The organism is Rhodococcus sp. Q (genome assembly GCF_005503035.1).
Lineage (GTDB): Bacteria > Actinomycetota > Actinomycetes > Mycobacteriales > Mycobacteriaceae > Rhodococcus_G.
The window spans coordinates 208,922-235,137 of record NZ_SCOY01000003.1 but is presented as its reverse complement, the minus strand read 5'-3'; the positions used below and the strand labels follow the sequence as shown (position 1 = coordinate 235,137).

Genomic DNA, 26,216 nt, shown 5'->3' with positions numbered 1-26,216 from the left:
AGTTCTTCAACTTCAGACCACCTCCTTCCTCGTGTAAGGCCGAAAGTACGCCCGTCCCGCGATGTCGGCAACGGATTATTCGGAGCGTGGAACTCAGCAGGTCGAGGGTGCGGGCACGCCGCGGAACCGGGCGTCGAGCCAGTCGAGGGCCTGCGGCAGTCCGAGTACCGCCGCGGACAGGTGGTCGGGGCTCGGTGTGAGAAGCGTCTGTACCGGAACGCCGGCGGCGCAGTATCGACGGACCGTGTTGTCGATGGCGTCGACGGGCACAAGAGCGTCCGTGGGACTGTGCCATTCGAAGATGGGGACGGACGGAACACCGGGATACAGCTCGAGACTGTTCTCCTCCATCACCTGCCACGCCGACGGGTCGTCCATGAAGTTGACGTTGTCGGTGACCTGTGACGCGGAACGGCCTACGCCCCAGAACATGATCTCGTTGGTGCAGCCGTCCCGGATCATCGACTGGAGCCAGCGCCCGTTGTCGTTCAGCTGATCCGTGACGTTCATCCGCTCCGGGTACTCGCGCTCGAGGCCGAGCGCCGCCGCCATGGCGAGACCGAACGCCGGATGCGGATTCGTCCCGAGCGTCGATGCCATCTTCACCATGTTCATCGGCGCGCCGCCCTCGGCAGCGCCGACGATGTCCAGCTCGGGCGCGTAGGTCGGCGCGAGCGCGGCAGCCCACGACGTCGCCATGCCGCCACCGGAGTAGCCGCCCATCCCGACCGGGCTGTTCACCACCCGCAGCTCGGGCACCCGCTTGACTGCCCGGATGCCGTCGAGCGTGATCTGACCACCGAGTTTCGCTGCACCGTAAGCCATTCGGGGACCGAGGTGATCCGGCAACGCAACCGCCCATCCCCGTGCCAGTGCAATGTTCAGCCCCGGCGCCTCGCGAATCTGGGTGAGCGGGTCCGTCGTGTACAACTCTGTCGCGATCTTGCACTTGTGCCCGAGCGCATTGATGATGTGCTGGTACGACACCAGCGGGCTGTCCGGAACGAAGTTGGGCGGAATCAGCAGGGTGGTGTTCGCCGCGATCGGTTTGCCCTCCGAATCCGTTGTCCGGAAGAGCAGTTCCCACACCTCGCTGCCCGGAAAGTACAGATTGGGCGGCATGTGCCGGATCTTGAGGACGTCGCCGGGCTGATGCGCTGCGACCAGGTCGGCGGGTGCTCCGAAGAACGGGTCCGGGTCGGACACGGGGTAGATGGGCAGCGCAGAGGCGGACGGTCCGACCGTGGACATCATCAGTGCCGTTGCGAGTCCCACGATCGGTAAGGCGACTAGTCGACGAATCAACGCTCCCATGAACAACTCCCAGAGCCGTATGGACGTGTGACCGAGCACTACGACCGAGCACTATGCCAGTTACGCACGCACCCCGCAGCGTTCGTTACCGCAACGCGTCCGTGTCGTCCGACCTGTCGTGTCCACGGTCGGACCGCCGGTCGATCGTGACGATCCGGTCTGCGCGGAGGGATTCGGGCAGGTGGTGCGTCACCACCACGACGGTGCGGTCGACGTCGACGAGCGCGCCGCCGCGGTCCAGGAGCGCGTGCAGGACGCGGGCAGCCGCATCGGCGTCGAGATGTTCGGTGGGTTCGTCGAGGAGCAGGACCCGTGCCGGCGACACCAACGCGCGGGCGAGCAGGATGCGACGGCGTTGACCACCGGAGACGGACCGACCGCCCGCGTCGAGGGTGGTGTGGACGCCGTCCGGCAGTGAGCGCACCCAGTCGCCGAGGCCGACCTGCTCGAGCGCCGCGACGGCCTCCTCGTCGGTGAGACCGCCGTGCGCCACGCGCAGGTTCTCGAGCAGTGACGTGTCGAACAGGTGCGCGTCCTCGGCGAAGAAGCCGACCTTGCGGCGCAGCTGGTCGGCGTCGATCTCCCGGAGGGGCGTGCCGTCGATGTCGACCGTGCCCTCGATCGGCGGCAGCAGCCCGGCGAGCGTCATCAGCAGCGTCGTCTTGCCCGCCCCGGACGGCCCGACGACGGCGGTGCGCGATCCCGGCCGAAGATCCAGGTCGACCGGTCCGCCGGGAGCCGGGGTGCCGGGCCATCCCGTGCGCAGCCCGGACGCCGCCAGGTGTACGGGCTCGGGAACGGGGTCGGCCCCGCCCGACTGCGGTGTGCCCGACCGGTCGAGCAGTTCCATGATGCGGGCGGACGCGAGCCGGCCGCGCGTCAGTGCGATCGCCGCCGCGGGCAGCGCCGACGTCGCCTCGAACGCGGACAGCGGCAGCAGGACGAGGATCCCGAGTGCCATCGGCGTCATCGCACCGGCGGTCCCACCGTCCGGTCCGTACAGGGTGATGCCGATGAGCAACGCTCCGAGGACGCTCGCCCCGATGGCGAGGGGTGTCGCTGCGTCCGCGAACGCGGCCGGAACGGCGGCGCGGTCGGTTGCGCGGATGACGTCCCGGTCGTGGCGGTCGGCGCGCTGCACCATCTCGTCGAGTCGGCCTGCGACGCGCAGTTCGGCGGCGTGGTCGAGCGCGAGGACAGCGGTTTCGGAGTATCGGGCCGCCGCCTCGGCGCTCGCCGCCTCTGCCAGGCGAGCGGACCTGGCCGCGAGCGCGGGCGCGAGGATGCCGGAGACGGTGAGCGCGACCGCGAGGACCAGCGCCGCCGCGGGCGAGATCAACGCGAGGCCGACGACGGCCGTCAGTGCCATCACGACGGCGACGGCCATCGGGACAAGCGCCCGGATCACGACGTCACCGAGCGCGTCGACGTCCGCACCCGTGCGGGCGAGGAGGTCGCCGCGGCGCAACCCCGCCGGCGCGGCCGGATCGCCGGTCGCGAGCCTGCGATACAGGTTCTCCCTGGCCGAGACCGTGCCGCGAAGTGCGGCGTCGTGGGTGGCGAGACGCTCCAGATAGCGGAACAGGCCGCGGGAGATGCCGAGGGCACGAACGGCGACGACGGCGACGGTCAGGTCGAGCACCGGGGGCATCTGCCAGGCGCGCGTGATGAGCCACGCGGACAGCGCCGCCAACGCGAGCGCACTGCCGAGCGTCGCGACGCCCGCGAGGACGGCGTACAGGACACGGCGCGGATCGAGGTCGAGGAGCGCCAGTGCGCGGCGCAGCGGGTCGCGGCTCACACCGTCACCTCCGCGGCGACGGTGACGACACTGTCGGCGGCGGCGAGCACCGACGCGCGGTGCCCGACGAGGAGCACGGCCGGACCCGACGCGGCGAGCGTGCGGATCGCCGCGAGTACCCGTGCCTCGGACGCGGCGTCGAGGTGTGCGGTCGGCTCGTCGAGCAGGACCACGGATGCGTCGGTGAGCAGCACGCGGGTCAGGGCGAGCCGCTGCCGCTGTCCGAGCGACAGGCCGAGGCCACCCGCGCCGACGACGGTGTCCCAGCCGTCCGGGACGTCGCGCAGCACCTCGTCGAATCCCGTTGCGCGGCACGCGGCATCGAGCTCGTTCGGATCGGCGTCGACGGGTCCGGTGAGTTCGAGGTTCTCGCGCAGCGTGCCGGGGACGAGGACCGGATGCTGAGGGAGCCACGCGACCGTCTTCCACCACGCTGCCGGGTCCAGGTCGCGCACGTCGGTGTCCCCCATCACCACCATCCCCTCGTCCGGATCGGCCAGTCCGAGGATCGCCTGCAGAGCGGACGATTTCCCGACCCCGTTGGGTCCGGTCAGTCCGGTCACCCGCCTCGGCTCCAGTGCGAGATCGAGACCTCGTGGGGCCCAACCCGATCGGCTGCGCATCCCGAGCCCGCGGACGGTGACAGTGCCGTCCGGTACGGCCGCTCGGCCGCGCCGGACCGCCTCACCACGATCGTCCAGTACGCCGAACGCCTTGTCCGCAGCGGCCATTCCGTCCTCCGCGGCATGGAACTGCGCACCGACGGCACGCAGCGGGAAGTACACCTCCGGTGCCAGCACCAGCGCGATCACGCCGGCCTGCAACGCCATCTCGCCGAACACCAGACGCAGACCGATGCTGACGGCGATCAACGCGACCGACAGCGTCGCGAGGAGTTCGAGCACCATCGACGAGAGGAACGCGATGCGGAGCGAGGCCATCGTCGTGCGGCGATGATCGTCGCCGAGTTTCCGGACCCGGTCCTGCGGTCCCCGTTCGCGGCCCAGTGCGCGCAGCGTCGGCAGGCCCGCGATCAGGTCGAGCAACTGCGCGGACAGCGCCGTCATGGTGCGCAGCGACGCGGCCGCCTTGCCGCGGGTCAGCAGACCGATCAGGATCATGAAGATCGGAATCAGCGGCAGCGTGATGACCACGATCACCGCCGACGTCAGGTCGGTCAGCAGGATGACCAGCAGTGTCAGCGGTGTGACGGTCACCGCCAGGAGCAGCGCGGGCAGGTAGCCGGTGAGGTACGCCCGCAGACCCTCGATTCCGCGGGTCAAGACCGTGGCCGTCTCGTCGCGTCGGGGGTCGAGTTCGCGGGGCGTCATCTCGGTCGCCGCCGCGAGCACCTCGGCGCGCAGTTCACCGATCACGCGCGACGCGGACCGGTGGGCGTACCTCGAGTGCACCCAGGTCGCCCCCACGCGCACCGCGACCGCGGCGGCGAGAACCCTGAGCTCACCGGACCAGTGTCCGATGGTGCGGGAGTCGGATTCGGTGATCACCCCGGCGAGGACGGTGCCGATCATGATCGCGGAGACGATCACGGCGGCCGCGACCACCAGCGACAACGTCACCGTGAGCAGCAGGTAGCCACGCGCAGACTGCGAGTACCGCCACAGCCGGGGATCTACCGGGCCGCGCCTGCTGCGGGCAGACGCGGCCGGGGTGTCGGTCTCCATTCAGCTGGTCTTGATCGGCAGCCCGATCGACGGCGGGATGTGCTTGGTGGAGATCCGCTGCCGGAACACCCAGTACGTCCAGCCCTGGTAGAGCAGCACGACCGGGGTCACGATCACCGCCGCCCAGGTCATCACCTTCAGGGTGTACGGACTCGACGACGCATTGTGGATGGTCAGGCTGTAGGCATCGCTGATCGTCGACGGCATCACGTTCGGGTAGAGGCACGCGAACAGCAGGACCACGGCCCCGACCACGGCGACCGTGGTGAGTACGAACGCCCACCCTTCCCGTGCGACCGCGGTCAGCGCGACGACGCCGAGCAGAGCGGCCGCCGCGACGCCGACGAGGATCCAGGTCCAGCCCTTGCCGTAGGCGAGCTGGGTCCACAGCACGAACGCGCCCGCGACGACGACGGTCGGGATCGACAGCCGGGAGGCCAGCTTCACGGCATCCTCGTGCACCTCGTCGGAGGTCTTGAGCGCGATGAAGACGGCACCGTGCAGCGCGAACACGATGGCGGTGGTGGCCCCGCCGAGCAGCGCGTACGGGTTCAGCAGGTCGAAGAACCCGGACACCACCTGACGGTTCTCGTCGATCGCGACGCCGCGGACGATGTTCGCGAACGCGACACCCCACAGGATCGCAGGCACCCAGGAGCCGAGGATGATCCCCCAGTCCCACCTGGACCGCCACGTCGCGTCGTCGATCTTGCCGCGGTACTCGATCGCGCAGACGCGGACGATCAGGGCCACGAGGATCAGCAGCAGCGGCAGGTAGAAGCCGGAGAACAGCGTTGCGTACCACTCGGGGAAGGCCGCGAACATCGCGCCGCCCGCGGTGAGGAGCCACACCTCGTTGCCGTCCCAGACGGGTCCGATGGTGTTCAGCACGACGCGACGCCGGGTGTCGTTGTCGGCGGATCCGTTCTTGCTTCGGCCGAGCACCGGCATCAGCATGCCGACACCGAAGTCGAAGCCTTCGAGGACGAAGTACCCGGTGAACAGAACCGCGATGAGGATGAACCAGAGTTCCTGAAGTCCCATGTCGCCTCTCCTAGTACGCGAACGACAGTTGCTCGGGCTTGCCGGTGTCGTCCGGCTCGTCGGGCTTGTCGCCCGGCGGGTGCGCGTCGTGCGGGAGCGGTCCCTCGATCGTGTAGCGCCGGATGAGCCAGAACCAGACGACGCCGAGCGCCGCGTAGAGCAGGGTGAACACGATCAGCGACGTCCAGACGGTGACCACCGAATGATCGGAGACGCCCTGGTCGACGGTGAGCCGGATCATGTCGACGCCAGTCGGATTCGGGTGCACGACCCACGGCTGGCGGCCCATCTCGGTGAAGATCCAGCCGGCACTGTTCGCGAGGAACGGCGTCGGGATCGCGATCAGGCTCAGCCACGAGTACCACTTCTGGTCGGGCACGCGGCCGCCTCGGGTCACCCACAGGCCTGCCAGTGCCAGGGCCGCGGACCCGGCGGCCAGGCCGATCATGGCGCGGAACGACCAGTAGGTCACGAACAGGTTCGGCCGGTAGTTACCGGGCCCGAACTGTTCCTCGTACTGCACCTGCAGGTCTTCGACGCCCTGCAGGGTGACGCCGGTGAACTGGCCCTCGGCAAGGAACGGCAGGACGTAGGGCACCTCGAGGACACGGGTGATGCCGTCGCAGTTGTTGTGGGTGCCGATGGTGAGGATCGAGAAGTTGGGGTCGGTTTCGGTGTGACACAACGATTCCGCGGAGGCCATCTTCATGGGCTGCTGCTCGAACATGAGCTTGGCCTGGATGTCACCGGTGATGAACAGGCCGATGCCCGCGATGATCATGACCAGCATGCCCAGTCGGGCCGCGGGGCGGAACATGACCCGCGCCTCGTTCTCCATCCGCTCGGCCTCGGCGGCCTCGGCGAGCTTGGCCCGTCGCATGTTTCGGACCATCCACCAGCCGGCGATTCCTGCGACGAAGGTCGCGGCGGTGAGCAGTGCACCCGCGATCACGTGGGGGAAGGCCGCGAGGGTGGTGTTGTTCGTCAGCAGCGTCCAGATGCTCGTGAGTTCGGCGCGGCCCTTCTCCTCGTTGTACACAGCACCGACCGGGTGCTGCATGAAGGAGTTGGCCGAGATGATGAAGTACGCCGAGGCGTTCACACCGATCGCGACCAGCCAGATGGTGGCGAGGTGAACGAGTTTCGGCAGCCTGCCCCATCCGAAGATCCACAGGCCGAGGAAGGTGGATTCGAGGAAGAATGCGACGAGTCCCTCGAGCGCGAGTGGTGCACCGAACACGTCGCCGACGAAGCGGGAGTACTCGCTCCAGTTCATGCCGAACTGGAACTCCTGCACGATGCCGGTCGCCACACCGAGGGCGAAGTTGATCAGGAACAACTTCCCGAAGAACTTGGTGAGCCGGTACCAGTGGTCCTTCTTCGTGACCACCCACATCGTCTGCATGATCGCGATCAGCGGTGCGAGACCGATGGTCAGCGGGACGAGAATGAAGTGGTAGACCGTCGTGATTCCGAATTGCCAGCGCGACACATCGAGTGCGTCCATGTCATCTCCCGGTCCGGGCCCGTGGGGCAGGCTTACCGGAACTGCAGGTGTGGGCTGACACATGCAGTCCGTTCAAAAGGTAACCCCCGCAGCACGAAACCGCAGGCCTTCGTCTACTACGAACAGTAGTAAAGAAGTTCCCAAGCGCCTACCCGTGACACGCAACCGTGCGTGGCATCACATTTCAGTCACGCGGCGTCTTCCTCGACTCCGACCGTTCCGACTGCGAGATCCACCAGCTCGGACAACTCGTCGGCGATCGCAGGCACCGGCAGAACCAACCCGTCGAGCGTGTGAACCCGCGCGGCCAGAGTCACGCTCGACAGCAGCCAAATACCGTCCGCGGCAATCAGATCCACCGGACGCAGCGCGGCCATCTCGCATCGGAACCGATGTGCGCCCGCCACTTCGAACAGTGCCTGCTGCGTCGTGCCGGGAAGGATGCCGTGCTCGACCGGAGGAGTGATCAGGGTGCGACCACGAGCGATCAGCACCGTCGACCTCGGCCCCTCGAGCACCCGGCCCTCACTGCTGGTGAAGATCACGTCGTCGAAATCACGGGCCTGCGCGTACCGCAGCGCCGCCATGTTCGTCGCGTACGAGAGCGTCTTGGCGCCGAGCAGCAACCACGGCGCCTTCTCGACGACATCCACCGAGAACCCGCGGTCGAGCGTGCACACCGACACCCCGTCGCGGCGGGCGACGGCGACCCGATCCGCGACCGGGCCGACCGAGACGTACGCGGTCGGCCCGCCACCGGACTCGCGGCCCCGGCTGAGCACCAACCGCATCGCACCCTCCCGTTCGGCGCCCCATTCGCCGAGCGCGACCGCGATCACGGACCGCCAGGCATCGAGGTCGGGACGCGGCAGATCCAGCATCGACGCGGAGTTGGCGAACCGGGCCAGGTGCAGTTCGATCACGCATGCCGCGCCGTCGCGGACGAGGACCGTCTCGAAGATGCCGTCCCCCCGCACCGCGGCCAGGTCGTCGGCACGCAGCAGCGGAGCGTCCGCGTCCCGCACCGCGCCGTCCAAGGTCACCAGCACCTGATCAGCCATGCCCCCACACTACGACGGGCCGCCCCACCCGCCCCGCGGCGGCGACGCGGCACCACACCCATCCGGCCGTCACTCCTACACTGGGAGCGTGTCCGAGTCCGTGCGCACCACGTCGAGTCCTCTTCTCACCACCGCCGGGGCGGTTCCCAATCCCGACGACTCCCCCGATGCAGGCGTCGCCTGGCATTACGGCGACCCGCTCCGGGAGCAACGCACCGCGGAACGCGCGGTCGCCGTCGTCGACCGGTCGAACCGGTTCGTGCTGTCCATCTCCGGCGAGGAACGCCTGTCGTGGCTGCACACCATCTCCAGTCAGCACGTCGCGAACCTCGGCGACGGCCACAGTGCCGAGAACCTCAGCCTCGACCTCAACGGGCGCATCGAACACCACTTCGTCCAGACGGACCTGGACGGCGTCACCTGGATCGACACCGAAGCCACCTCCGGCGCCGACCTGCTCACCTTCCTGCAGAAGATGGTGTTCTGGGCGAAGGCCGAACCGAAGCCCGCACCCGACATGGCGGTCCTGACCCTGCTCGGACCCGACGCCAGGCGCCCCCGATTCCTCGAGGCCCTCGGCATCGCGGAACTCCCGGGCACGTACGAGGCGACCGCGCTGCCCGGCGGCGGCTTCCTGCGCACGATGCCGTGGCCCGGCGAGCACGCCTGGGACCTGGTCGTCCCCCGTGACCGTCTCGCGCACTGGTGGCAGATCCTCACCGACGCGGGCGCCGCGCCCGCTGGAACGTGGGCGTTCGACGCCCTGCGCGTGACTGCCCTGCGACCGCGCCTCGGGGTGGACACCGACGACCGCACCATCCCCCACGAGGTCGGGTGGATCGGCGGCGTCGCCGAGGAGGGTGCGGTCCACCTCGACAAGGGCTGCTACCGCGGCCAGGAGACCGTCGCCCGCGTGCACAACCTCGGCAAGCCGCCCCGCCACCTGGTGCTGCTGCACCTCGACGGTTCAGCGGACACCCGCCCCGCCCCCGGGGACGCCGTCACCGCGGGCGGTCGCGCGGTCGGACGTGTCGGGACCGTGGTCGACCATCACGAGCTCGGCCCGATCGCGCTGGCCCTGGTCAAGCGGGCCGTTCCCGCCGACGCCACCCTCGAGGCCGGCACCACCCCCGCCGCGATCGACGCCGACTCGATGCCCCGGCACGACGAGTACCAGCCCGGCCGCGCGGCCGTCGACCGTCTGCGCGGCCGATGAGCGCACCCGACACGGTGACCGGCCGCGTCGACGCCGTCTGCAGGCTGTTCGCCGAGCGGGATTCGGGGACGCGCCGCGTGACCCGCACCGCCATCGACAAACGAGCCGTCGACGGCCCCGTCGACGTCGACGCGACCGGACTCGACGGCGACCGGGTCTGCGACACCGAACACCACGGCGGACCCTTCAAGGCCGTCTACGCCTACTCCGACGTCGAGGCCGAGCGCTGGGCGACGGAACTGGGCCGCGAACTGCACGCCGGCTGGTTCGGCGAGAACCTGCGGGTGAGCGGCGTCGCGACGAGCGACGCCGTGATCGGCGAACGGTGGCGCCTCGGCGACACCCTCGAACTGGAGGTCACCGGGCCACGAACACCGTGCGGCACCTTCGGTGTCTGGGCCGCCGAACCCCAGTGGGTCAAGCGGTTCGCGGAGCGTGGCGACACCGGCGCCTACCTGAAGGTGGTCCGTCCCGGCCGCGTCGCGGCGGGCGACCCGATCACGGTCGTGCACATTCCGGATCACGGGGTGACGGTGCGGGATCTGTTCACAGGTCACGATCCGGCGCGGCTCGCAGTGCTCCTCGAGCAACAGCCCGGACTCTCGCCTACTGTCGAGGACAAGGCACGCAGGCGGATAGCCGGGCTGAAGGTGCAGGTGGGGTATTGAGCGTCGAGCTGGTCGAGGTCGTCCGATCCGGTTTCCGCGAGTGCGTACACCGCGGATCCCTGGTCGTGCTCGACCCCTCCGGTGAGACCCTCCTCGCAGTCGGCGAGGTGAACACCCCGATCTTCCCCCGCTCGGCGAACAAGCCGCTGCAGACCGTCGCGATGCTGCGCAACGGCTTCGTCCCGGCCGACTCCCGCGAGGTCGCGCTCGCCACCTCCTCCCACGGCGGCGAACCCGAGCACGTCGCGGGGGTGCTCGGACTGCTCGAGCGCAACGGCCTCACCGAACGCGAGCTGCGCTGCCCTCCCGATCTGCCGTGGAACGACATCGCCCGGGCCCGCGTGCTGGCCGTAGGCGGATCACCCCGACGCGTGTTCATGAACTGCTCGGGCAAACACGCCGCGATGGTGGCGGTGTGTGCGGCCCGCGACTGGCCGCTCGAGAGCTACCTGGACGCCGCACACCCGCTGCAGCAGGAGATCCAGGAGACCATCGCGGACCTGTCGGGTGAGGACGAGTACGAACTCGGCATCGACGGGTGCGGACTGCCGATCGTGCCCCTGTCATTGACGGCACTGGCCCGGGCCTTCGCGAGACTCGTCACGGGTGCGCCGGACACCGCCGAACGCACGGTCGCCGACGCCGTCCGCGAGCACCCGTGGCAGGTGTCGGGAACCGGGCTCGACGACGAACGCCTGATGTCGACGGTTCCCGGCCTGCTGTGCAAGGTCGGCGCCGACGGCGTCCACGCCGGTGCCCTGCCCGACGGACGGGCGTTCGCACTGAAGATCGACGACGGCAGCGAACGTGCGCGAATTCCCCTGACCGCGGCGATCCTGCACCGGATCGGGGTGGAGTGGACCGAGGATCTCGCCGAGCTGGCGTCCGCGCCAGTGCTCGGCGGAGGCGTCCGAGTCGGCACCATCCGGGCTATTCCCGAGGTGCTGAGATGAACGAAACACCACTCCTGGGCAGGGGAAGGAGCGCTCGCCCCGTTCTCAGGCTAGAGTGTCAGTCAGGAAGACACACACACTCAAAACGGGGCCGCCAAAAATTCCCAGGCCGCCCCGCTTAAAGCGCGAGGGGGTTGGCCATGGGCCGCGGCCGGGCTAAGGCAAAGCAGACCAAGGTTGCACGCGAGCTCAAGTACAGCTCGCCGTCGACTAACTTCGACAGCCTCCAACGTGAGCTGTCGAGTGCGCCGTCCAACTCCCACCGGAACGGGTCCTACAGCGACCAGCGTTCCGAGGACAGCGCGTCGTCGCGCTGGGACGACGAAGACAACGACGACTGGCGTCGTTGACGCCCGCCGTCACCGGCACACACTTGCGCAGCACCGAATGAGGGGGAGCCCTACCGGCTCCCCCTCATTCTCCGCGTGCGCACCACAAGTGCGCCAGGGCAGCAACCGAAAGACGAACCGCCCGAACCCCTGAGGGGCTCGGGCGGTTCGTCTTGTGCTCAGAAGTCCTAGAAGCGCGGGTGCTCGCCGACCATGCGAACCGTATCGGCGCCGTCGTGCTTGTCCGACGCCTTCGCCACGGTCCCGAGGGTCCAGCAGTCGATGTGCCGGGCCGTGAGCACGGCGAGCGCGCGGTCCACGTCCTCGGGCGCGACGATCGCGACCATGCCGACGCCCATGTTGAACGTCGCCTCCAGCTCGGCCCGCTCGACGCGGCCGCGCTGACCGATCATGGTGAACACCGGTGCGGGGGTCCACGTTCCGCGGTCCAGCTCGGCGACGAGGCCCTTCGGCATGACGCGGGCCAGGTTGTTGGCGAGGCCACCGCCGGTGACGTGGCAGAAGGTGCGCACGTCGGTCTCGGCGATCAGTGCGAGGCAGTCCTTCGCGTAGATCTTCGTCGGCTCGAGCAGTTCCTCACCGAGGGTGCGGCCGAACTCCTCGACATGCCCGGTCAGCGACATCCGGTCGATCTCGAGCAGCACCTTGCGGGCCAGCGAGTAACCGTTCGAATGCAGACCCGACGAGCCCATCGCGATCACGACGTCGCCCGGACGCACCCGGTCCGGCCCGAGCAGGGCGTCCGCCTCGACGACACCGACACCGGTCGCGGAGAGGTCGTAGTCGCCGTCCGCCATCACGCCGGGATGCTCGGCGGTCTCGCCGCCCAGCAAGGCACACCCCGCCAGGATGCAGCCCTGCGCGATGCCGCCGACGATTTCCGCGACACGCTCCGGGACGACCTTGCCGACCGCGATGTAGTCCTGCAGGAACAGCGGCTCCGCGCCGCACACCACGAGGTCGTCGACGACCATCGCGACGAGGTCGAGGCCTACGGTGTCGTGCTTGTCGAGGGCCTGCGCAACCGCGAGCTTGGTGCCGACGCCGTCGGTGGACGCCGCCAGCAGCGGCTCCTTGTACCCGCCCTTGAGGGCGAACACGCCGGCGAATCCGCCCAGTCCGCCGAGCACCTCGGGACGGCTGGCCTTCTTCGCGAGCGGGGCGAACAGCTCCACTGCCCGGTCTCCTGCAGCGATGTCGACCCCCGCCGCAGCGTAGGACGCGCCGGCGGCGTGGGGCTTCTGGTCGTCGGTCATCGGGTTACTCAGCTCCAGCTGTGATCTCGTCAGTGCACCTGGCACTGCCTGGGTCTACGTGGTGTCGAAGTCATCGACACGAGTATGGGTCCTCGTGCGGCCGCTCAGGGTCGACTCAGCGCACTCGCGTTGTCGTTGTCCTGCTTCGTCGCCGCGCCTGCGGTCTGCTCGAGCATTCCCTCGAGCACGTTCTTGCCGATTTCCGTCGGCAACTCGATCGGGTACTCACCGTCGAAGCAGGCCATGCACAAGCGCGACGCCGGCTGTTCGGTCGCCGCGACCATCCCGTCGACCGAGATGTAGCCGAGCGAGTCCGCACCGATCGAACGGCGCACCCCCTCGATCATCTCCTCGACGTTGCCCGGCTCGTGGTTCGTTCCGCCTGCGCCGTTGGCGATCAGCTCCGCGGGTGACGCGAAGTCGATGCCGTAGAAGCACGGCCATTTCACCGGCGGCGATGCGATCCGCACGTGAATCTCGAGCGCACCGGCCTCGCGCAGCATGCGGATCAGCGCGCGCTGCGTGTTGCCGCGGACGATGGAGTCGTCGACGACGATCAGACGCTTGCCGCGAATGACGTCACGCAGCGGGTTCAGCTTGAGCCGGATACCGAGCTGGCGGATGGTCTGCGACGGCTGGATGAACGTCCGGCCGACGTACGCGTTCTTCATCAGGCCCTGGCCGTACGGGATGCCCGAGCCCTGTGCGTAGCCGACCGCGGCGGGGGTGCCGGACTCCGGGACCGGGATCACCAGGTCGCCGTCGATCGGGTGCTCCTTGGCGAGGCGACGACCGATGTCGACGCGCGTCGCGTGCACCGACCGACCGGCGATGGTCGTGTCGGGTCGGGCCAGGTAGACGTACTCGAAGACGCAGCCCTTCGGCGTCGGGTTCGCGAAACGCGAGGAGCGCACGCCGTCGGCGTCGATCGCGAGCAGTTCACCGGGCTCGATCTCCCGGACGAACGAGGCACCGACGATGTCGAGGGCGGCGGTCTCGGACGCGACGACCCAGCCCCGATCCAGTCGACCGAGCACCAGCGGGCGGACGCCGTGAGGGTCACGCGCCGCGTACAGGGTGTGCTCGTCCATGAAGGTCAGGCAGAAGGCGCCCCGCAGCGTCGGCAGCAGCTCCATCGCGGCCTGCTCGATGGAGCGGTCGGCCGCCGCGTGCGCGAGCAGCGCTCCGACGATGTCGGAGTCGGAGGTGGCGCCTCCGGGCCGCTTGCTGTTCATCAGGCCCGCGGCGCGTGCCCGCTCGGCGAGTTCGGCGGTGTTGACGAGGTTGCCGTTGTGGCCGAGCGCGATGCCCGTGCCCGCGGCGGTCGTGCGGAAGATCGGCTGGGCGTTCTCCCAGGTGGTGGACCCGGTGGTCGAGTAGCGACAGTGCCCGACGGCGACATGCCCCGGCATCGCGCCGAGGGTCTGCTCGTCGAAGACCTGACTGACGAGACCGAGGTCCTTGAACACCAGCACCTGGGAACCGTCGGCGACGGCGATGCCCGCGGCTTCCTGCCCGCGATGCTGCAACGCGTAGAGCCCGTAGTACGTGAGCTTCGCCACATCCTCACCGGGGGCCCACACACCGAAGACGCCACATTCCTCGCGGGGCGGCTGCTCGTCCTGATCGGACATGTCTGCGGGTGCGAGAAGATTCGGGCTGCTGACCGAGAGATCGGCTGAAGTCACCGGGGTTGCTCCCTTTGAAGGGTGGGTGCGGGGGGCATGCTCAGTCTACGGCCAGTGAGGCAGTGCTCTCACCACGGGTGGCTGCGCCTGTCGTCGCGGTCACACCGCAGATCACACGGGCATCAGCGGCAACCAGTGCGCGATCTCCCCCGCCCGGCTCCCCGACGCCGTCACGGTTCCCGCCGCGACCGCCCCGTCGAACGTGACGCGCCCGGTGACCAGCTGCAGCCAGGTGCGCGGGTCCGTCTCGACGACGTTCGGTGGAGTCCCGCGCGTGTGCCGGGGTCCTTCGATGCACTGCACCGCCACGAACGGCGGCACCCGCACCTCCACGGACGACCCCGGTGCGACGTCTTCGAGGGTCCGGGCGCTGAGCCGGACCGCGGCCGCGATCTCGGCCCGCGCGGGGGCCGCGGCGTCCGCGTCGGACAGCCACTCCCCCACAGCCGTCACCGCGGACCGCATCTGGGCGGGGTCGATTCTCTTCCGGGCAGGCACGCCGCCAACCTACCGGCCCAGGTCTGAGGGGATTCGTTCGATGGGCAGCCACAGCTCGCCACGGCCGGATTCCCCGCCCGGGTCCGGGTGGATGGTCAGCAACTCCGGTCCCTCGATCCACTCGTACGGATTCGCCGGGAACCATTCGGTCGCTGCATCGGCCCACAGATGTTGCAGTGCCTCCGGGAACTTTCCGTCCGCCTCGAACACCACCCACAACCCGGAGGGAACGTCGATCCGGGCGAGATCTCCGCAGTCGGCGGCTGTGGTCGCCACCGCGCGCCAGTACTCGACCTCTGCTCCTTCGGAACGCGACTCGGCCAGCCGCACCGTCACCGCCAGCGGGCCCGCCGGTTCGGTGTTCGACAGAGACAGCAGCAGGGCGCGAGCGTCGCCGTCGATGCTCTTCTCGAATTCGACGATCGCCGGATTCGGTCCCTCGTGGACGACCGGAACCGTGGTCCGGTAGCCGACCAGCGCGAACGCGTCCTTGTCGACGATGCGATGACGCATGTCGCTCCTTCCCTCCACACGCAGGTGGAATCTCAACGGGGGTTGGGAACGAAGGACCGAGCCGGGCTGTCGAGCCTGGCCGGGCGTCAGCCCGTGCATCGACTTGAACGCGCGGGTGAACGCGGCAGCCGAGCCGTAGCCGAAGCGGACCGCCACATCGACGACCGGCTCACCGGCGAGGACGTCGGCCGTCGCGACGGTCATTCGACGCCGACGGACATACTCCGACAACGGCATTCCCGCCAGCGTCGAGAACATGCGACGGAAGTGGTACTCGGACGTCAGAGCGACCCTCGCGACGTCCGAGATGTCGAGGTCGCCTTCCAGTCGCTGCTCGATCAGGTCGATCGCGCTGTTCCATTCCTGCACGTGTTCCTCCGTTTCCGCGTGCGACGCTACGGGCCCGGCGATACCCGATGCGCACCGTTTCATGCCCGGAAATGTGCGTTCCCGATACATCCCCGCGGCTTCGCCCGATGGCAGCTCTGCCGGCGATTCCCACGTCGGCAAGCGCAACCTCGTGTGCATCGGAAGATCCCTGATTCGTGCGGTCCGCCCGGCGCCAGGCGTCGTCCTCCATTCGACCGACAGCCGATGTGAGCTGGTAGAAACCAACATTCGTCAGCCGGTGCCATCGATGGCCCGTCGAACTCGACCCACCGAGGTGTCTTCCGTGTCCGTGCCGTTCGATCCGAACCAGTCGTCCCAGGGTCTCCGCGGTCCTGTGGCTGCACACCCTGCGCCGAAGAAGAGCACGAAGCGGCTCTGGATCACCGGTGGGGTGGTCGGCCTGCTGGTGCTCGTCGGGGCGTGCGGCGGCGAGAACGAGAAGACCTCGGAGCCGACGCCGTCGCGTTCGACAACCACGTCGACTGCCCGGACGACGACCGCTGTGCCGTCGACTACTCCCGCTGCGACCTCCCCGGCTTCGCTGCCGACATCGGAGGCGGTCGCGCCTGCCTCGAATTCTCCGGCACTGCGGGCAACACCGGCGGTTGTTGCTCCTGCACCGGTCGATGTGTACACGCCGCCGCCGACGACGCAGTACGTGGCGCCCGCGCCCGTCCCGTTCGTTGCGCCGGCACCCGAGCCGGCTCCCGAACCCGAGGTCGTGGCGCCGAAGCCGCAGACCGGTGGCGCGAGCTACGCGAGCTGCGCCGCTGCCCGGGCTGCCGGTGCCGCACCGTTGTATGCCGGGTCGCCGGGCTACAGCTCCAAACTGGACCGGGACAAGGACGGCGTGGCATGCGAGAGCTGACGTAGCGAGGCGCCCCGAGATCCGGTCTCGGGGTGCCACGTCCGAACAAGTTCGGGCACCGGACTGCGCCGCTGCCACCGCCTGGTCAGCCGTCGGACACCGACCTTCCGGTCACCGTCCGCCCGGCAGCCGTCTCGGCCGCCACGGCCCCACCCGCGTTGACGGCCAGGTGCAGCAGCGCGGGCGCGAGCACGCTGCCGCTGCGTTCCCGCAACTGATCGAACAGCAGCGACGCCGCCGCCGTCAGCGCGACGGTTCCGACGACCGAGTCACCCGCATGCCGCGCAGGGGTGACGTGCCACAACCCGAACGCTGCCGCGCCGAGGACGGGCGCCCAGCGAGGTGATGCCCGTCTGGCCAGCGCGTAGAGCACCGAACGGAACACGACCTCTTCGGCGAGCACGGTCCCGAGGGGGATGTGCACGAACACCCATTCGGTGTGGTCCGCGCGCCGCGCACCCGACGCCATCCGTGCGCGTACCGGTGGGACCGCGAGCATCGCCGGGTACGCGAGCGTCGGCAGCGTCGACGCCGCCACACCGACGAGCAGCCCACGACGCCAGGCGGTCCATCCGAGTTCCGCGAAGCTCACGCCGCCCACGACGGCCGCTCCCCCGACGACGACCGCCGTCACGGTGTTCGCCGAGGCGCGGCCCCGCGCGCCCAGCGCCAGCCGGGGCAGCACGACACCGTTCCACGCGACCAACGCCGCCGCGCATCCCACCGCTGCGGCGCCGGCCGTGCGCCTCATTTCTCGGGGCCCTGCGAGCCCGCGATGGCGTTCAGGGCCGCGCGGACGCGTTCGGTGTCGGTGGATGTCCAGCCGTCGGGGGCGCCGACCGCGGCGAAGCCGTCGACCATCACGGTGCCGTAGTTGTGCCCGTGCCCGTCGGGGACCCCTGCCGCGTTCGCGAGGTCGGCGGCGACCTGCCAGAACGTGACGAACGGGAACCAGCGCATCGACGGCAGGCGGTCGTAGCCGGGCGGCTCGGACAGCCAGTCGGGGCGGTTGAAGATCAGGTCCGGGCTCCACCACACCACGGGGTCCGACGGGTGCTGGATGTACAGCACCCGCGGGTGCAACCACGGCCCCTGCTGGGCGTCGAGGGCTGCGGCGTCCTCGGCGAACCGTACGACGAGGCCGTCGGAGTACTCGGGCTGGACTTCGGGGCTGCCGGGGTCGCGGCGGTCTTCGAGGGTGCTCCACAACCGGTTCGAGTTGGGTGGACCCACCCACAGCACCCCGTCGACCATCTCGCGGATGTCGGCGAGCCCGTCGAACGCTCCCTCACCGGCCTGCGTGCCGAGAGACTCGCCGTAGACGAGCAGTTTCGGGCGCGTCGCCTCGGGTTCCTGCAACCACCGTTCGTGCACGCGGTGGACGAGGGCACGGCCGGCGTCGGCCGCCTTCTCCCGGTCCGCGAGGAACGACACCCAACTCGGCAGGTACGAGTACTGACTGGCGACGAGGGCGGTGTCGCCGTTGTACATGAGCTCGACGGCGTTCGCAGCCGTCGGATTGACCCAGCCGGTGCCGGTCGTGGGGATCACGACGAGCGCCTTGCGTTGGAACGCCCCCGTACGTTCGAGTTCGTCGATGACGATGTCGAGGCGGGCGTCGGGGTCCTCGGCCGTCTGCAGTCCGGCGTAGACGCGGATCGGTTCCTTCGCCGGGGCGCCGTTGTTGTATTCGGACAGTTGCTCGGCATGCAGTCCGCGGTACACGAAATCGCGCCCCTCGTAGCCGAGGGTTTCCCACGGTGCGTACGACTCGGGACTCCCGGAGCGTTCGGCGCGCATGGGCCGCACCACCTCGGCGCGGGTTTCGTCGTTCTGGAGGCTGAATGCCGAGTTCATGAACGAATAGACGCCGTTGAACAGGACGTCGGTGACGAGGGTGTAGGCGAGGAACGCCACGAGGACGGCACCGATCGGCGCCGCCGCCGACCGGGGCACACGTAGCCACTTGTTCAGGTAGCGGGCGATGAGGAGCACGAGGTCGCGCAGCACCCGCCAGAGTGAAATGAGCAGTGCCGCAACGGCTGCACTCAACGCGAGGGTCCGGAGGTAGCCGGTCGTCGTCGTGCCCTCGGCGCCCATGAGTGCGGCCAGTTCACGCTGCCAGCCGGCGGCGTACACGAGCATGATCAGCGCCGCGGCGATCGAGAGCACGGGCACCGCGACCTTCGTGATCTGCTGCAAACGCACTGGCGGCGGCCACCAGGTGAGCTTGGAGAGCCAGTAGCGGTGGGTGGCCCAGCCGACGATGCATCCGAACGCGTAGCCGATGGCGGCGGTGATGCCGCCGATCAGGCCCTGGTACAGCCAGTCCCGGGGCAACAGCGACGGCGTCAGCGACCAGCAGAAGAACAGGGCACCGAACGCGATGCCGGTGAAGTCGAGGCTGAGCAGCCCCCACGCCCACGCGACGAACGGGTGTTTCTCCGCGAGCCGCTCCGAGGACCACGGGAGGTGCAGATCGTCCCCCTCGAACCAGAGAGCGATCTTGCGGCGCAGGCCGGGCCCGTCCTTCCCCCTCGGCGGCCCCGATTCGGCACCCGAACGCACCGGAACCCGGGACGGATCGGCGGGTGCCTGATCCGTCCCGGGTTCCGGGGTGGTGTCCGTGTGGGTCACATGGCTATCCAAACAGCGCGGGCAGCGTTCCCTCGGAGGTGGCGCGCAGCGTGTCGAGGGTGACCGAGAAGTGGCCCTGGACCTCGACGGAGTCGGAGCCCTCGTCGACGACGCCGATCCGCACCCACGGCAGGTTGCGCGCGGTGCACATGCCGGTGAAGCGGGTCTCCTCCGTGCGCGGCACCGCGACGAGCACGCGGCCTGCGGACTCGGAGAACAGCGTCACGAAGGGGTCCGCGCCCTCGGGAAGCAGGATGCGGCAACCGGTTTCGCCCGCCAACGCCGCCTCGACGACGGCCTGCGCGAGGCCGCCCTCGGAGAGGTCGTGGGCGGCGGAGACCAGTCCGTCGCGCGAACCCGCGAGCAGGATGTCGGCGAGCAGACGCTCACGCTCGAGGTCGACCTTCGGGGGAACACCACCGAGGTGATCGTGCTCGACCTGCGCCCAGATGGAGCCGTCGAACTCGTCGTGGGTGTCGCCGAGCAGGATCAGCGTCTCGCCGGGCTCGAGGCCGAGGCCCGTCGGGATGCGACGGTGCACGTCGTCGATGACACCGAGGACCGCGACGACCGGCGTCGGGAGGATCGCGGTGGCGCCGGTCTGGTTGTAGAAGCTGACGTTGCCGCCGGTGACCGGGATGCCGAGCTGCGCGCAGCCGTCGGCGAGGCCGCGGACCGCCTGCTGGAACTGCCACATGACGCCCGGATCCTCCGGCGAACCGAAGTTGAGGCAGTTGGAGACGGCCTTCGGGGTGGCGCCGGTGACGGCGACGTTGCGGTACGCCTCGGCGAGCGCGAGCTGTGCGCCGGTGTACGGGTCGAGCGCGGTGTAGCGGCCGGACGCGTCCGTCGCGAGGGCGATACCGCGGCCCGACTTCTCGTCGATGCGGATGACGCCGCCGTCGGCGTTCTCCGCGAGGACGGTGTTGCCACGGACGTAGCGGTCGTACTGCTCGGTGATCCACTTGCGGCTGCACAGCGCAGGCGAGGCGATCATCTTGAGGAGCGTCGCCTCGAGCTCGGCGTCGGTCTCCGGACGCGTGAGGCCCGCGGTGGTGTTCGCGATCAGCGCGTCCTGGCTGTCGGGACGCTGCACGGGACGCTCGTAGACGGGGCCTTCGTGCGCGATGGTGCGGGCGGGCGCGTCGACGACGGTCTCGCCGTGCCAGTCGATGACGAGGTGCTCGCCGTCGGTGACCTCACCGATGACGGTGGCGAGGACGTCCCACTTCTTGCAGACGGCCATGAACGCGTCGACGTTCTCCGGCGTCACGACCGCGCACATGCGCTCCTGCGACTCGCTCGAGAGCACCTCGGCCGCGGTCATGCCCGTGGCACGCATGGGGACGCGCTCGAGGTTGATGTGCATGCCGCCGTCACCGGCCGCGGCCAGCTCGGACGTCGCGCAGGACAGGCCGGCGCCGCCGAGATCCTGGATGCCGACGACGAGCTTCTCTCGGTACAGGTCGAGACAGCACTCGATGAGCACCTTCTCGGTGAAGGGGTCGCCCACCTGCACGGCGGGGAGCTTCTTGGGGCGTCCGCCCGACGACTCGTCGAAGGTCTCGGACGCGAGGACGGACACGCCGCCGATGCCGTCGAGGCCGGTGCGGGCACCGAACAGGATGATCTTGTTGCCGACGCCGGACGCGAACGCCAGGTGCAGGTCCTCGACGCGCATCGCACCCGCGCACAGCGCGTTGACGAGCGGGTTGCCCTGGTAGGACGCGTCGAACACCGTCTCGCCGCCGACGTTGGGGAGGCCGAGGGAGTTGCCGTAGCCGCCGACACCGCGGACGACGCCGTCGACGACGCGACGGGTGTCGGGGTGGTCGGCCGCGCCGAACCGCAGCTGGTCCATGACCGCGATCGGGCGCGCGCCCATCGCCATGATGTCGCGGACGATGCCGCCGACACCGGTCGCGGCGCCCTGGTACGGCTCGATGTACGACGGGTGGTTGTGGGATTCGACCTTGAAGGTGACGGCCCAGCCGTCGCCGATGTCGACGACGCCTGCGTTCTCGCCGATGCCTGCGAGCATCGAGGACCGCATCTCGTCGGTGGTGGTCTCGCCGAAGTACTTGAGGTGCACCTTCGACGACTTGTACGAGCAGTGCTCGGACCACATCACCGAGTACATCGCCAGCTCGGCGTCGGTGGGACGGCGACCGAGGATCTCCCGGATACGGGCGTACTCGTCGTCCTTGAGTCCCAGTTCCCGGTAGGGCTGGGCGACATCGGGGGTCGCGGCGGCTTGGGTGACGGTATCGACCTGCGATGACACGAGGAGTCGGGTCCTTCCCTGGAGGATCGAATGGGCAGGCACGTAGGGCACTGCCAGCACAAAGTCTAGCCGGGCGGCGACGACGTGGCCGCACTGGTCACCCCAGGGTGGGCTCGGTCACTCACGGTCCGAGTGGGTGCCGGCTCCACGGGTTCCGTCAGACTCCGTTGTCCGGCAGCGCTTCGACTGCCTCGGTCAGCTGCCGCTCCAGGTCGGCACCGATCCTCTCGAAAACGAGCTTGAGCGCGGGCGACGCGAGTTTCGCGATCCCCCGCATCTCCACCTCGTTGGTGTAGGTCAACTCGGAGCCCTGGGGAGCGGACTCGACCGTGATGGTCTCCGTCGACGTCGCGGTGTCGTTGTGACCCTTCAGAACCACCTGGTCGGCGGTCCACTGCTCGAGGGTGTACGTCAATTCGGTGCCGATCCCGGCGATCTTGGACTCGTTGTGCCACCTCGATCCGACACGAACGGGCCCCTCGTCGAGGCGGACGCAGCGCACGGTGCCGGGATCCCACTGCTCCGCGTTCGAGAAGTCGGCCAGATAACGAAGCACCCGCTCGGGTGCGGCGGGCACGACGAACGTTCGGGTCACGGTGGTCATCGTGCTCTCCTCGGCGTTGTCGATCGCGGCGCTGACGTCGTTGGTCTGCCCTGTCGTCACGCCGGTCAAACGCGAGTCGTGCCGGGCCGCGGATTCCCCTCGCTGCGGCGCCGATCCACCCGGGATCAGGTCAGCCGCGCAGGCGCGCGACCTCCTGCCGAGCGAAGAGCACGGTGCCTGTGTCGCGTCCGCCGGCCTCCGCGAGCTGGTCCGCGAGGTCGTGCACGGCTTCGAGGACGTGATCGCGTTGGCGGCGCTCCGCGCGACTGTCTCCACGCTTTCGGTACCTGCGGCGTGCCTTGCGGTCGCCGGACAGGGTGTCGACCTCTTCGTCGGTGACGACGCCGCTGGCTGCCTCGGGGGCGAGGACGGCGCGCATGAACGTCCGTTCCCGAGGCACCGTCATCGCGAACACTCGGGTGACGACGACGATCGCGATGGCGATGACGCCGATCCACAGCAGGAACATCAGCGCCGTGTTCCCGCCCGCGATCCCCCCGATGTTGTCCCAGACCCCGTGCAGCAGCATGGCGGTCGCCATCAACGCGAGCCCCAGGCCGCGCCGTCGTGGTTCGGCCGGACGGCCCAGGAAATACACCAGGCCGGCGCCGAACACCGCGCTGTAGAGGATGTGCGCCGCGACGCCCATCCCCATGCGCATGACGATTGTGAACATCGCGTTGCCCACCGGATTTGCACCGAACTGCGCGGCACTGGAAGCGAGTGCGTACTGGATGTCTTCGAGGATCTGGAATCCGAGCCCGATGAACGCACCGAGGACGAAGCCGTCGAACGCGGTGCGCACCAGCCGGGGCGCGAGCGCGATGAGCAGCAGGATCCCGATGCCCTTCGAGATCTCCTCGGTGAACGGCGCCGTGAGACCCGCGCCCCAGTCCGCCGCCCATGCCTGACCGAACAGCTTGCCCCAGATCTCGAGCATGGGGGTGTTCGCGTTCGCCGCCAACGCCCACGGCGCGGCGGCTGCGCCCCACACGAAGGCGAGCACGATCAGCTTCCACGACTGGTGCGCGTAGCGGTCGATGCGCTGCGTGAACCACCAGAAGAGGGCGCAGTACAGGGCGAACAGGACGGTCGCCACGATCAGTGCTTCCCCGTAGGCGGGGGCCTGCCCACCCGCGTACCGCGTGAAGCTGACGGCGCCGATTGCCACCAGCACGACGTACACCCAGAACGCCAGGTTGCGGGGCTGCGCGAAACGGAAGGTCTGACCCCACCCGGAATTGCGGATCGCGTCGACGCGGGCGGCCAGCAGCGCGTCGACGGAAGCGGTCGACTCGGTACTGCGCGGGACGGTCATCGCTGCTCTCCTCGGTTGTCGGCGGCGATGCTGGTGATCATTCCGGCGACCTCGGTCGCCGCGACACCGGTCGTCTCGACCGGGCCGGTGACCACGACCTCCACTCCGGTGCCGTCGATGACGAAGGCCGCGATGGCGCCGTCGGCGGAGACGCTGCGGTAGCGGGACATCACTCCCTGTTCACCGCTTGTCGTGATCACCGGCAGCGGGTCACCGACGACGTGGGGGCCCGCCTCCCCGGTCAGGACATCCGTCGTCTGCCGCACCTGATCGAGCAGTGAAGTCGGGGTGCCGTCCCACTTCGCGGTTCGGACGGAGAAGGCAACCGCACCGTTGTCGACCTCGGCGGTCTTGCCGACCCCGGAGCGCGGCTCGCCCCCGATCACGGTGCCGTCGACGATCGTCCATCCGGCGGCGGGAGAGAACACGACCCCTCCGTCGAGTGCGATCCGGTCGCCCGCACGGGCGGTTTCACCGTGGGTCATCGCCCCGTTGACCGCAGGAATCACCATCGCGAACAACACCGCGAACACGACCACCACCAACGCGGGTGCGATCGTGGCCCGCTCGAGCCCGAACCATCTGCGCTCGACGGGTACCCACCCGTCGGGAGCGACTGCGTGTGTGCCCGTCACCTGGCGACCCTTCCGTCGTGCCGCGGGTGATCGACCCGGTGGCACCGGCAATTGATGTTCACAGTTGATCACGTCGGGCGCCGAGTGCGCCGTCGACGTGGCCGGTCACCGCCCGGTCGGTGTCGTGGTTCCGGGATGACGTTCGTCACGATTGTCCGCAACACGTGTGGCTTCGACCCTGCGGTAGTAGCGGTACGCGGCGAACACCACGACGGCAAGGAGGACGGTGGTGAGGATGCTGCCCTCGACGCCGTAGTCCCCTCCGGTCAGGATCGCCGATCCGGTGGAGTCGGGGCCGACGTCGAAGAGGGTGACCTCGCGGAAGCTGGAATCCCCCGGTAGGCCGAAGATGTTGCTCTGCGCCATGTTCCACGCCGTGTGGATGCCGGCCGCCAGCCAGATGGAGCCCTGGGCCAGCGACAGGAACGAGAACAGGAGTCCGAACAGGAAGATGTTCCAGGCTAGGGGACGCGGACGGCGTTCTCGGGCTTCGGATTCGACTCCCTGAAAGCCGGGCGCGTCACGCCAGGGCCATCCCCTTCGTCTCCGGCACCTTGCGGGCCGTGAACACGAGCGCGACGACCGCGAACACCGTATACAGGCCGTACGTGAGCGGCAGGCTCACGTCGGCGAGGGTCGGGAAGGTGCGGGTGACCAGCCAGTTCGCCAGCCAGTTGACCATCACGGTCAACGACAGCGCGACGGTGCGGATACGCGTGTCGAACAGTTCGCCGAGGACGACCCACATCAACGGGCCCCAACTGACGCCGAACGCGACGACGAACAGGTTGGCGGCGACGAGCGCGACGGTGCCCGCCGGCTGCGGGAGCGTCACGTCGTCCCCGGAGCCGGTCGCGGATGCGAAGCACACCGCGAGGGTGCCGAGGGTGACGGCCATGCCCGCGGCGCCGCCGATCATCAGCGGCCGCCTGCCCAGCCGGTCGACGAGCCCGATCGCGACGATCGTGGCGGCGACGTTGACCAGTGCGGTGAGCAGGCTGGTGACGAAGGCGTCGTCCTCGGAGAAGCCGACGGACTTCCACAGGGTTGTGGAGTAGAAGAAGATAACGTTGATTCCAACGAACTGCTGCAGGGCGGCGACCACGACGCCGACCCAGACGATCGGCTTGAGTCCGAGCACAGCTCCACGAAGGGCGGCAAACCCGCCGGTGGGCTCGCGGTCCCCCTCCCGTGCGGGCTCGGGTAGCCGCAGTGCGATCAGTACCTGAACCACCGCCACCACCGCGATGACGACGAACATCCAGCGCCACGCGTGACCGCCCCACGGCACGTCCGCGTCCGCGGAACCGGCGGCGGTGCGCAACGCGTAGTCGGCGAGGAGTCCGCCGAAGATGCCGACGACGATGGCCAGCTGCCACAGCGACCCGAGCCGGCCCCGGATCCGATCCGGGGAGATCTCGGTGATGTATCCGGGAACGACGACGGACAGCAGTCCGACACCGAACCCGACGACCAGTCGGCATCCCGCGAGCGGCGCCACCGCGAAACTCAGTGCGGCGAGCAGTGATCCGACGGCGATCACGACCCCGCCGAGTCGCATCGTGCCGGTGCTGCCGAGCCGGGCCGCGATCCGCCCCGCGGTGAGCGCGCCGGCGGCGCATCCGAGAATCGAGACGGCGACCACGAATCCGACGAAGGAACTCGCGAGTCCGAAATCGGGTCTGACACCGTTGATCGCACCGTTCATCGTCGAGGTGTCGGCACCGAACAGCAGTCCTCCGACTGCCGCACCCGCGGCGGACCGGGTGGCAACCCGTGTCGAGTCCATCGCCTCATCTTGCCCCGAGCCCACGGGATTCCGAAGCAACCCCGGAGGTTTCGCCTACCCGAGTCGACCTGCCACCGACAGCCCACCGACCACTTCGGCTGCGGCGTTCATCGCGGGAGCGCCCGCACGACGGGAAG

23 protein-coding genes and 1 pseudogene are annotated in these 26,216 nt (G+C 69.2%); 5 read left to right on the top strand and 19 right to left on the bottom strand.

The genetic code is table 11. From position 1 onward, the window contains the following. Positions 1–93 precede the first annotated feature (93 nt). The 6 genes from FFS72_RS05240 to FFS72_RS05215 all read right to left on the bottom strand — a co-directional run bounded on the left by FFS72_RS05240 (position 94) and on the right by FFS72_RS05215 (position 8,412). Positions 94–1,314, bottom strand: a complete 1,221-nt coding sequence (locus FFS72_RS05240; protein ID WP_171018566.1) for a lipase family protein — start codon at positions 1,312–1,314, stop codon at positions 94–96. Between the two features lie 85 nt (positions 1,315–1,399). Continuing rightward, positions 1,400–3,115, bottom strand: a complete 1,716-nt coding sequence (gene cydC / locus FFS72_RS05235) for a thiol reductant ABC exporter subunit CydC (protein WP_137872947.1) — start codon at positions 3,113–3,115, stop codon at positions 1,400–1,402. Then, entirely contained in the window at positions 3,112–4,800 is a 1,689-nt protein-coding gene (gene cydD, locus FFS72_RS05230; protein ID WP_137872946.1) for a thiol reductant ABC exporter subunit CydD, read from the bottom strand. Before cydD ends, cydC begins: the two co-directional genes overlap by 4 nt. After that, positions 4,801–5,844, bottom strand: coding sequence for a cytochrome d ubiquinol oxidase subunit II (gene cydB / locus FFS72_RS05225; protein ID WP_137872945.1), 1,044 nt, complete (start codon positions 5,842–5,844; stop codon positions 4,801–4,803). It lies immediately after the preceding gene. Positions 5,845–5,854: 10 nt separating this feature from the next. Next, a complete protein-coding gene (locus FFS72_RS05220) occupies positions 5,855–7,351 on the bottom strand; it encodes a cytochrome ubiquinol oxidase subunit I (protein ID WP_137872944.1) in 1,497 nt (498 codons plus the stop codon). 188 nt (positions 7,352–7,539) lie between these two features. After that, on the bottom strand, positions 7,540–8,412 hold the full coding sequence (locus tag FFS72_RS05215; RefSeq protein ID WP_137872943.1) for an aminodeoxychorismate lyase: 873 nt from the start codon (positions 8,410–8,412) through the stop codon (positions 7,540–7,542). Between the two features lie 88 nt (positions 8,413–8,500). On the opposite strand from FFS72_RS05215, the gene ygfZ reads away from it, so the two are divergent. The 4 genes from ygfZ to FFS72_RS05195 all read left to right on the top strand — a co-directional run bounded on the left by ygfZ (position 8,501) and on the right by FFS72_RS05195 (position 11,599). After that, the gene (ygfZ, locus tag FFS72_RS05210; RefSeq protein ID WP_249353130.1) at positions 8,501–9,628 is read left to right on the top strand and encodes a CAF17-like 4Fe-4S cluster assembly/insertion protein YgfZ; all 1,128 of its coding nucleotides are present in this window, start codon (positions 8,501–8,503) and stop codon (positions 9,626–9,628) included. Beyond that, positions 9,625–10,296: an MOSC domain-containing protein gene (locus tag FFS72_RS05205; RefSeq protein ID WP_137872941.1), complete on the top strand. Its 672-nt coding sequence runs from the start codon at positions 9,625–9,627 to the stop codon at positions 10,294–10,296. The genes ygfZ and FFS72_RS05205 overlap by 4 nt, the downstream gene beginning before the upstream one ends. Next, positions 10,293–11,249 carry an asparaginase gene (locus tag FFS72_RS05200; protein ID WP_137872940.1) on the top strand — a complete coding sequence of 319 codons (957 nt, stop codon included), beginning with the start codon at positions 10,293–10,295 and terminating at the stop codon, positions 11,247–11,249. The genes FFS72_RS05205 and FFS72_RS05200 overlap by 4 nt, the downstream gene beginning before the upstream one ends. Positions 11,250–11,389: 140 nt before the next feature. Beyond that, on the top strand, positions 11,390–11,599 hold the full coding sequence (locus tag FFS72_RS05195) for a DUF3073 domain-containing protein (protein ID WP_137872939.1): 210 nt from the start codon (positions 11,390–11,392) through the stop codon (positions 11,597–11,599). Between the two features lie 167 nt (positions 11,600–11,766). Here the strand turns inward: FFS72_RS05195 and purM are convergent, their stop codons facing one another. The 4 genes from purM to FFS72_RS05175 all read right to left on the bottom strand — a co-directional run bounded on the left by purM (position 11,767) and on the right by FFS72_RS05175 (position 15,923). Beyond that, entirely contained in the window at positions 11,767–12,855 is a 1,089-nt protein-coding gene (purM, locus tag FFS72_RS05190) for a phosphoribosylformylglycinamidine cyclo-ligase (protein ID WP_050066464.1), read from the bottom strand. 104 nt (positions 12,856–12,959) lie between these two features. Beyond that, a complete protein-coding gene (gene purF, locus FFS72_RS05185; protein WP_137872938.1) occupies positions 12,960–14,543 on the bottom strand; it encodes an amidophosphoribosyltransferase in 1,584 nt (527 codons plus the stop codon). A 111-nt stretch (positions 14,544–14,654) separates the two neighbouring features. Next, positions 14,655–15,041, bottom strand: a complete 387-nt coding sequence (locus tag FFS72_RS05180; protein ID WP_137872937.1) for a sterol carrier family protein — start codon at positions 15,039–15,041, stop codon at positions 14,655–14,657. 9 nt (positions 15,042–15,050) lie between these two features. Then, on the bottom strand, positions 15,051–15,923 hold the full coding sequence (locus FFS72_RS05175) for an AraC family transcriptional regulator (protein WP_137872936.1): 873 nt from the start codon (positions 15,921–15,923) through the stop codon (positions 15,051–15,053). Between the two features lie 304 nt (positions 15,924–16,227). Here FFS72_RS05175 and FFS72_RS05170 point away from each other — a divergent pair, with 304 nt between their 5' ends. Next, positions 16,228–16,812: an excalibur calcium-binding domain-containing protein gene (locus tag FFS72_RS05170; protein WP_249353129.1), complete on the top strand. Its 585-nt coding sequence runs from the start codon at positions 16,228–16,230 to the stop codon at positions 16,810–16,812. Positions 16,813–16,897: 85 nt separating this feature from the next. Here FFS72_RS05170 and FFS72_RS05165 read toward each other — a convergent pair whose 3' ends face one another. The 9 genes and pseudogenes from FFS72_RS05165 to FFS72_RS05130 all read right to left on the bottom strand — a co-directional run bounded on the left by FFS72_RS05165 (position 16,898) and on the right by FFS72_RS05130 (position 26,079). Beyond that, positions 16,898–17,563 carry a CPBP family intramembrane glutamic endopeptidase gene (locus FFS72_RS05165; protein WP_137872934.1) on the bottom strand — a complete coding sequence of 222 codons (666 nt, stop codon included), beginning with the start codon at positions 17,561–17,563 and terminating at the stop codon, positions 16,898–16,900. Then, positions 17,560–19,290 carry an alpha/beta hydrolase gene (locus tag FFS72_RS05160; protein WP_249353139.1) on the bottom strand — a complete coding sequence of 577 codons (1,731 nt, stop codon included), beginning with the start codon at positions 19,288–19,290 and terminating at the stop codon, positions 17,560–17,562. The genes FFS72_RS05165 and FFS72_RS05160 overlap by 4 nt, the downstream gene beginning before the upstream one ends. A gap of 163 nt (positions 19,291–19,453) precedes the next feature. Next, positions 19,454–21,733, bottom strand: a complete 2,280-nt coding sequence (gene purL, locus FFS72_RS05155) for a phosphoribosylformylglycinamidine synthase subunit PurL (RefSeq protein ID WP_137872932.1) — start codon at positions 21,731–21,733, stop codon at positions 19,454–19,456. Positions 21,734–21,890: 157 nt separating this feature from the next. After that, a complete protein-coding gene (locus FFS72_RS05150; protein ID WP_349303985.1) occupies positions 21,891–22,397 on the bottom strand; it encodes an SRPBCC family protein in 507 nt (168 codons plus the stop codon). Positions 22,398–22,467: 70 nt separating this feature from the next. Further along, a complete protein-coding gene (locus tag FFS72_RS05145) occupies positions 22,468–23,655 on the bottom strand; it encodes a PrsW family intramembrane metalloprotease (RefSeq protein ID WP_137872931.1) in 1,188 nt (395 codons plus the stop codon). Next, positions 23,652–24,290, bottom strand: coding sequence for a hypothetical protein (locus FFS72_RS05140; RefSeq protein WP_137872930.1), 639 nt, complete (start codon positions 24,288–24,290; stop codon positions 23,652–23,654). The genes FFS72_RS05145 and FFS72_RS05140 overlap by 4 nt, the downstream gene beginning before the upstream one ends. Positions 24,291–24,395: 105 nt before the next feature. Further along, the gene (locus FFS72_RS05135; protein WP_212744320.1) at positions 24,396–24,656 is read right to left on the bottom strand and encodes a hypothetical protein; all 261 of its coding nucleotides are present in this window, start codon (positions 24,654–24,656) and stop codon (positions 24,396–24,398) included. A gap of 9 nt (positions 24,657–24,665) precedes the next feature. Then, a pseudogene (locus FFS72_RS27045) lies at positions 24,666–24,737 on the bottom strand (hypothetical protein); the annotation flags it as partial. Between the two features lie 73 nt (positions 24,738–24,810). Then, the gene (locus FFS72_RS05130; protein ID WP_137872929.1) at positions 24,811–26,079 is read right to left on the bottom strand and encodes an MFS transporter; all 1,269 of its coding nucleotides are present in this window, start codon (positions 26,077–26,079) and stop codon (positions 24,811–24,813) included. Between the last annotated feature and the right edge of the window lie 137 nt (positions 26,080–26,216).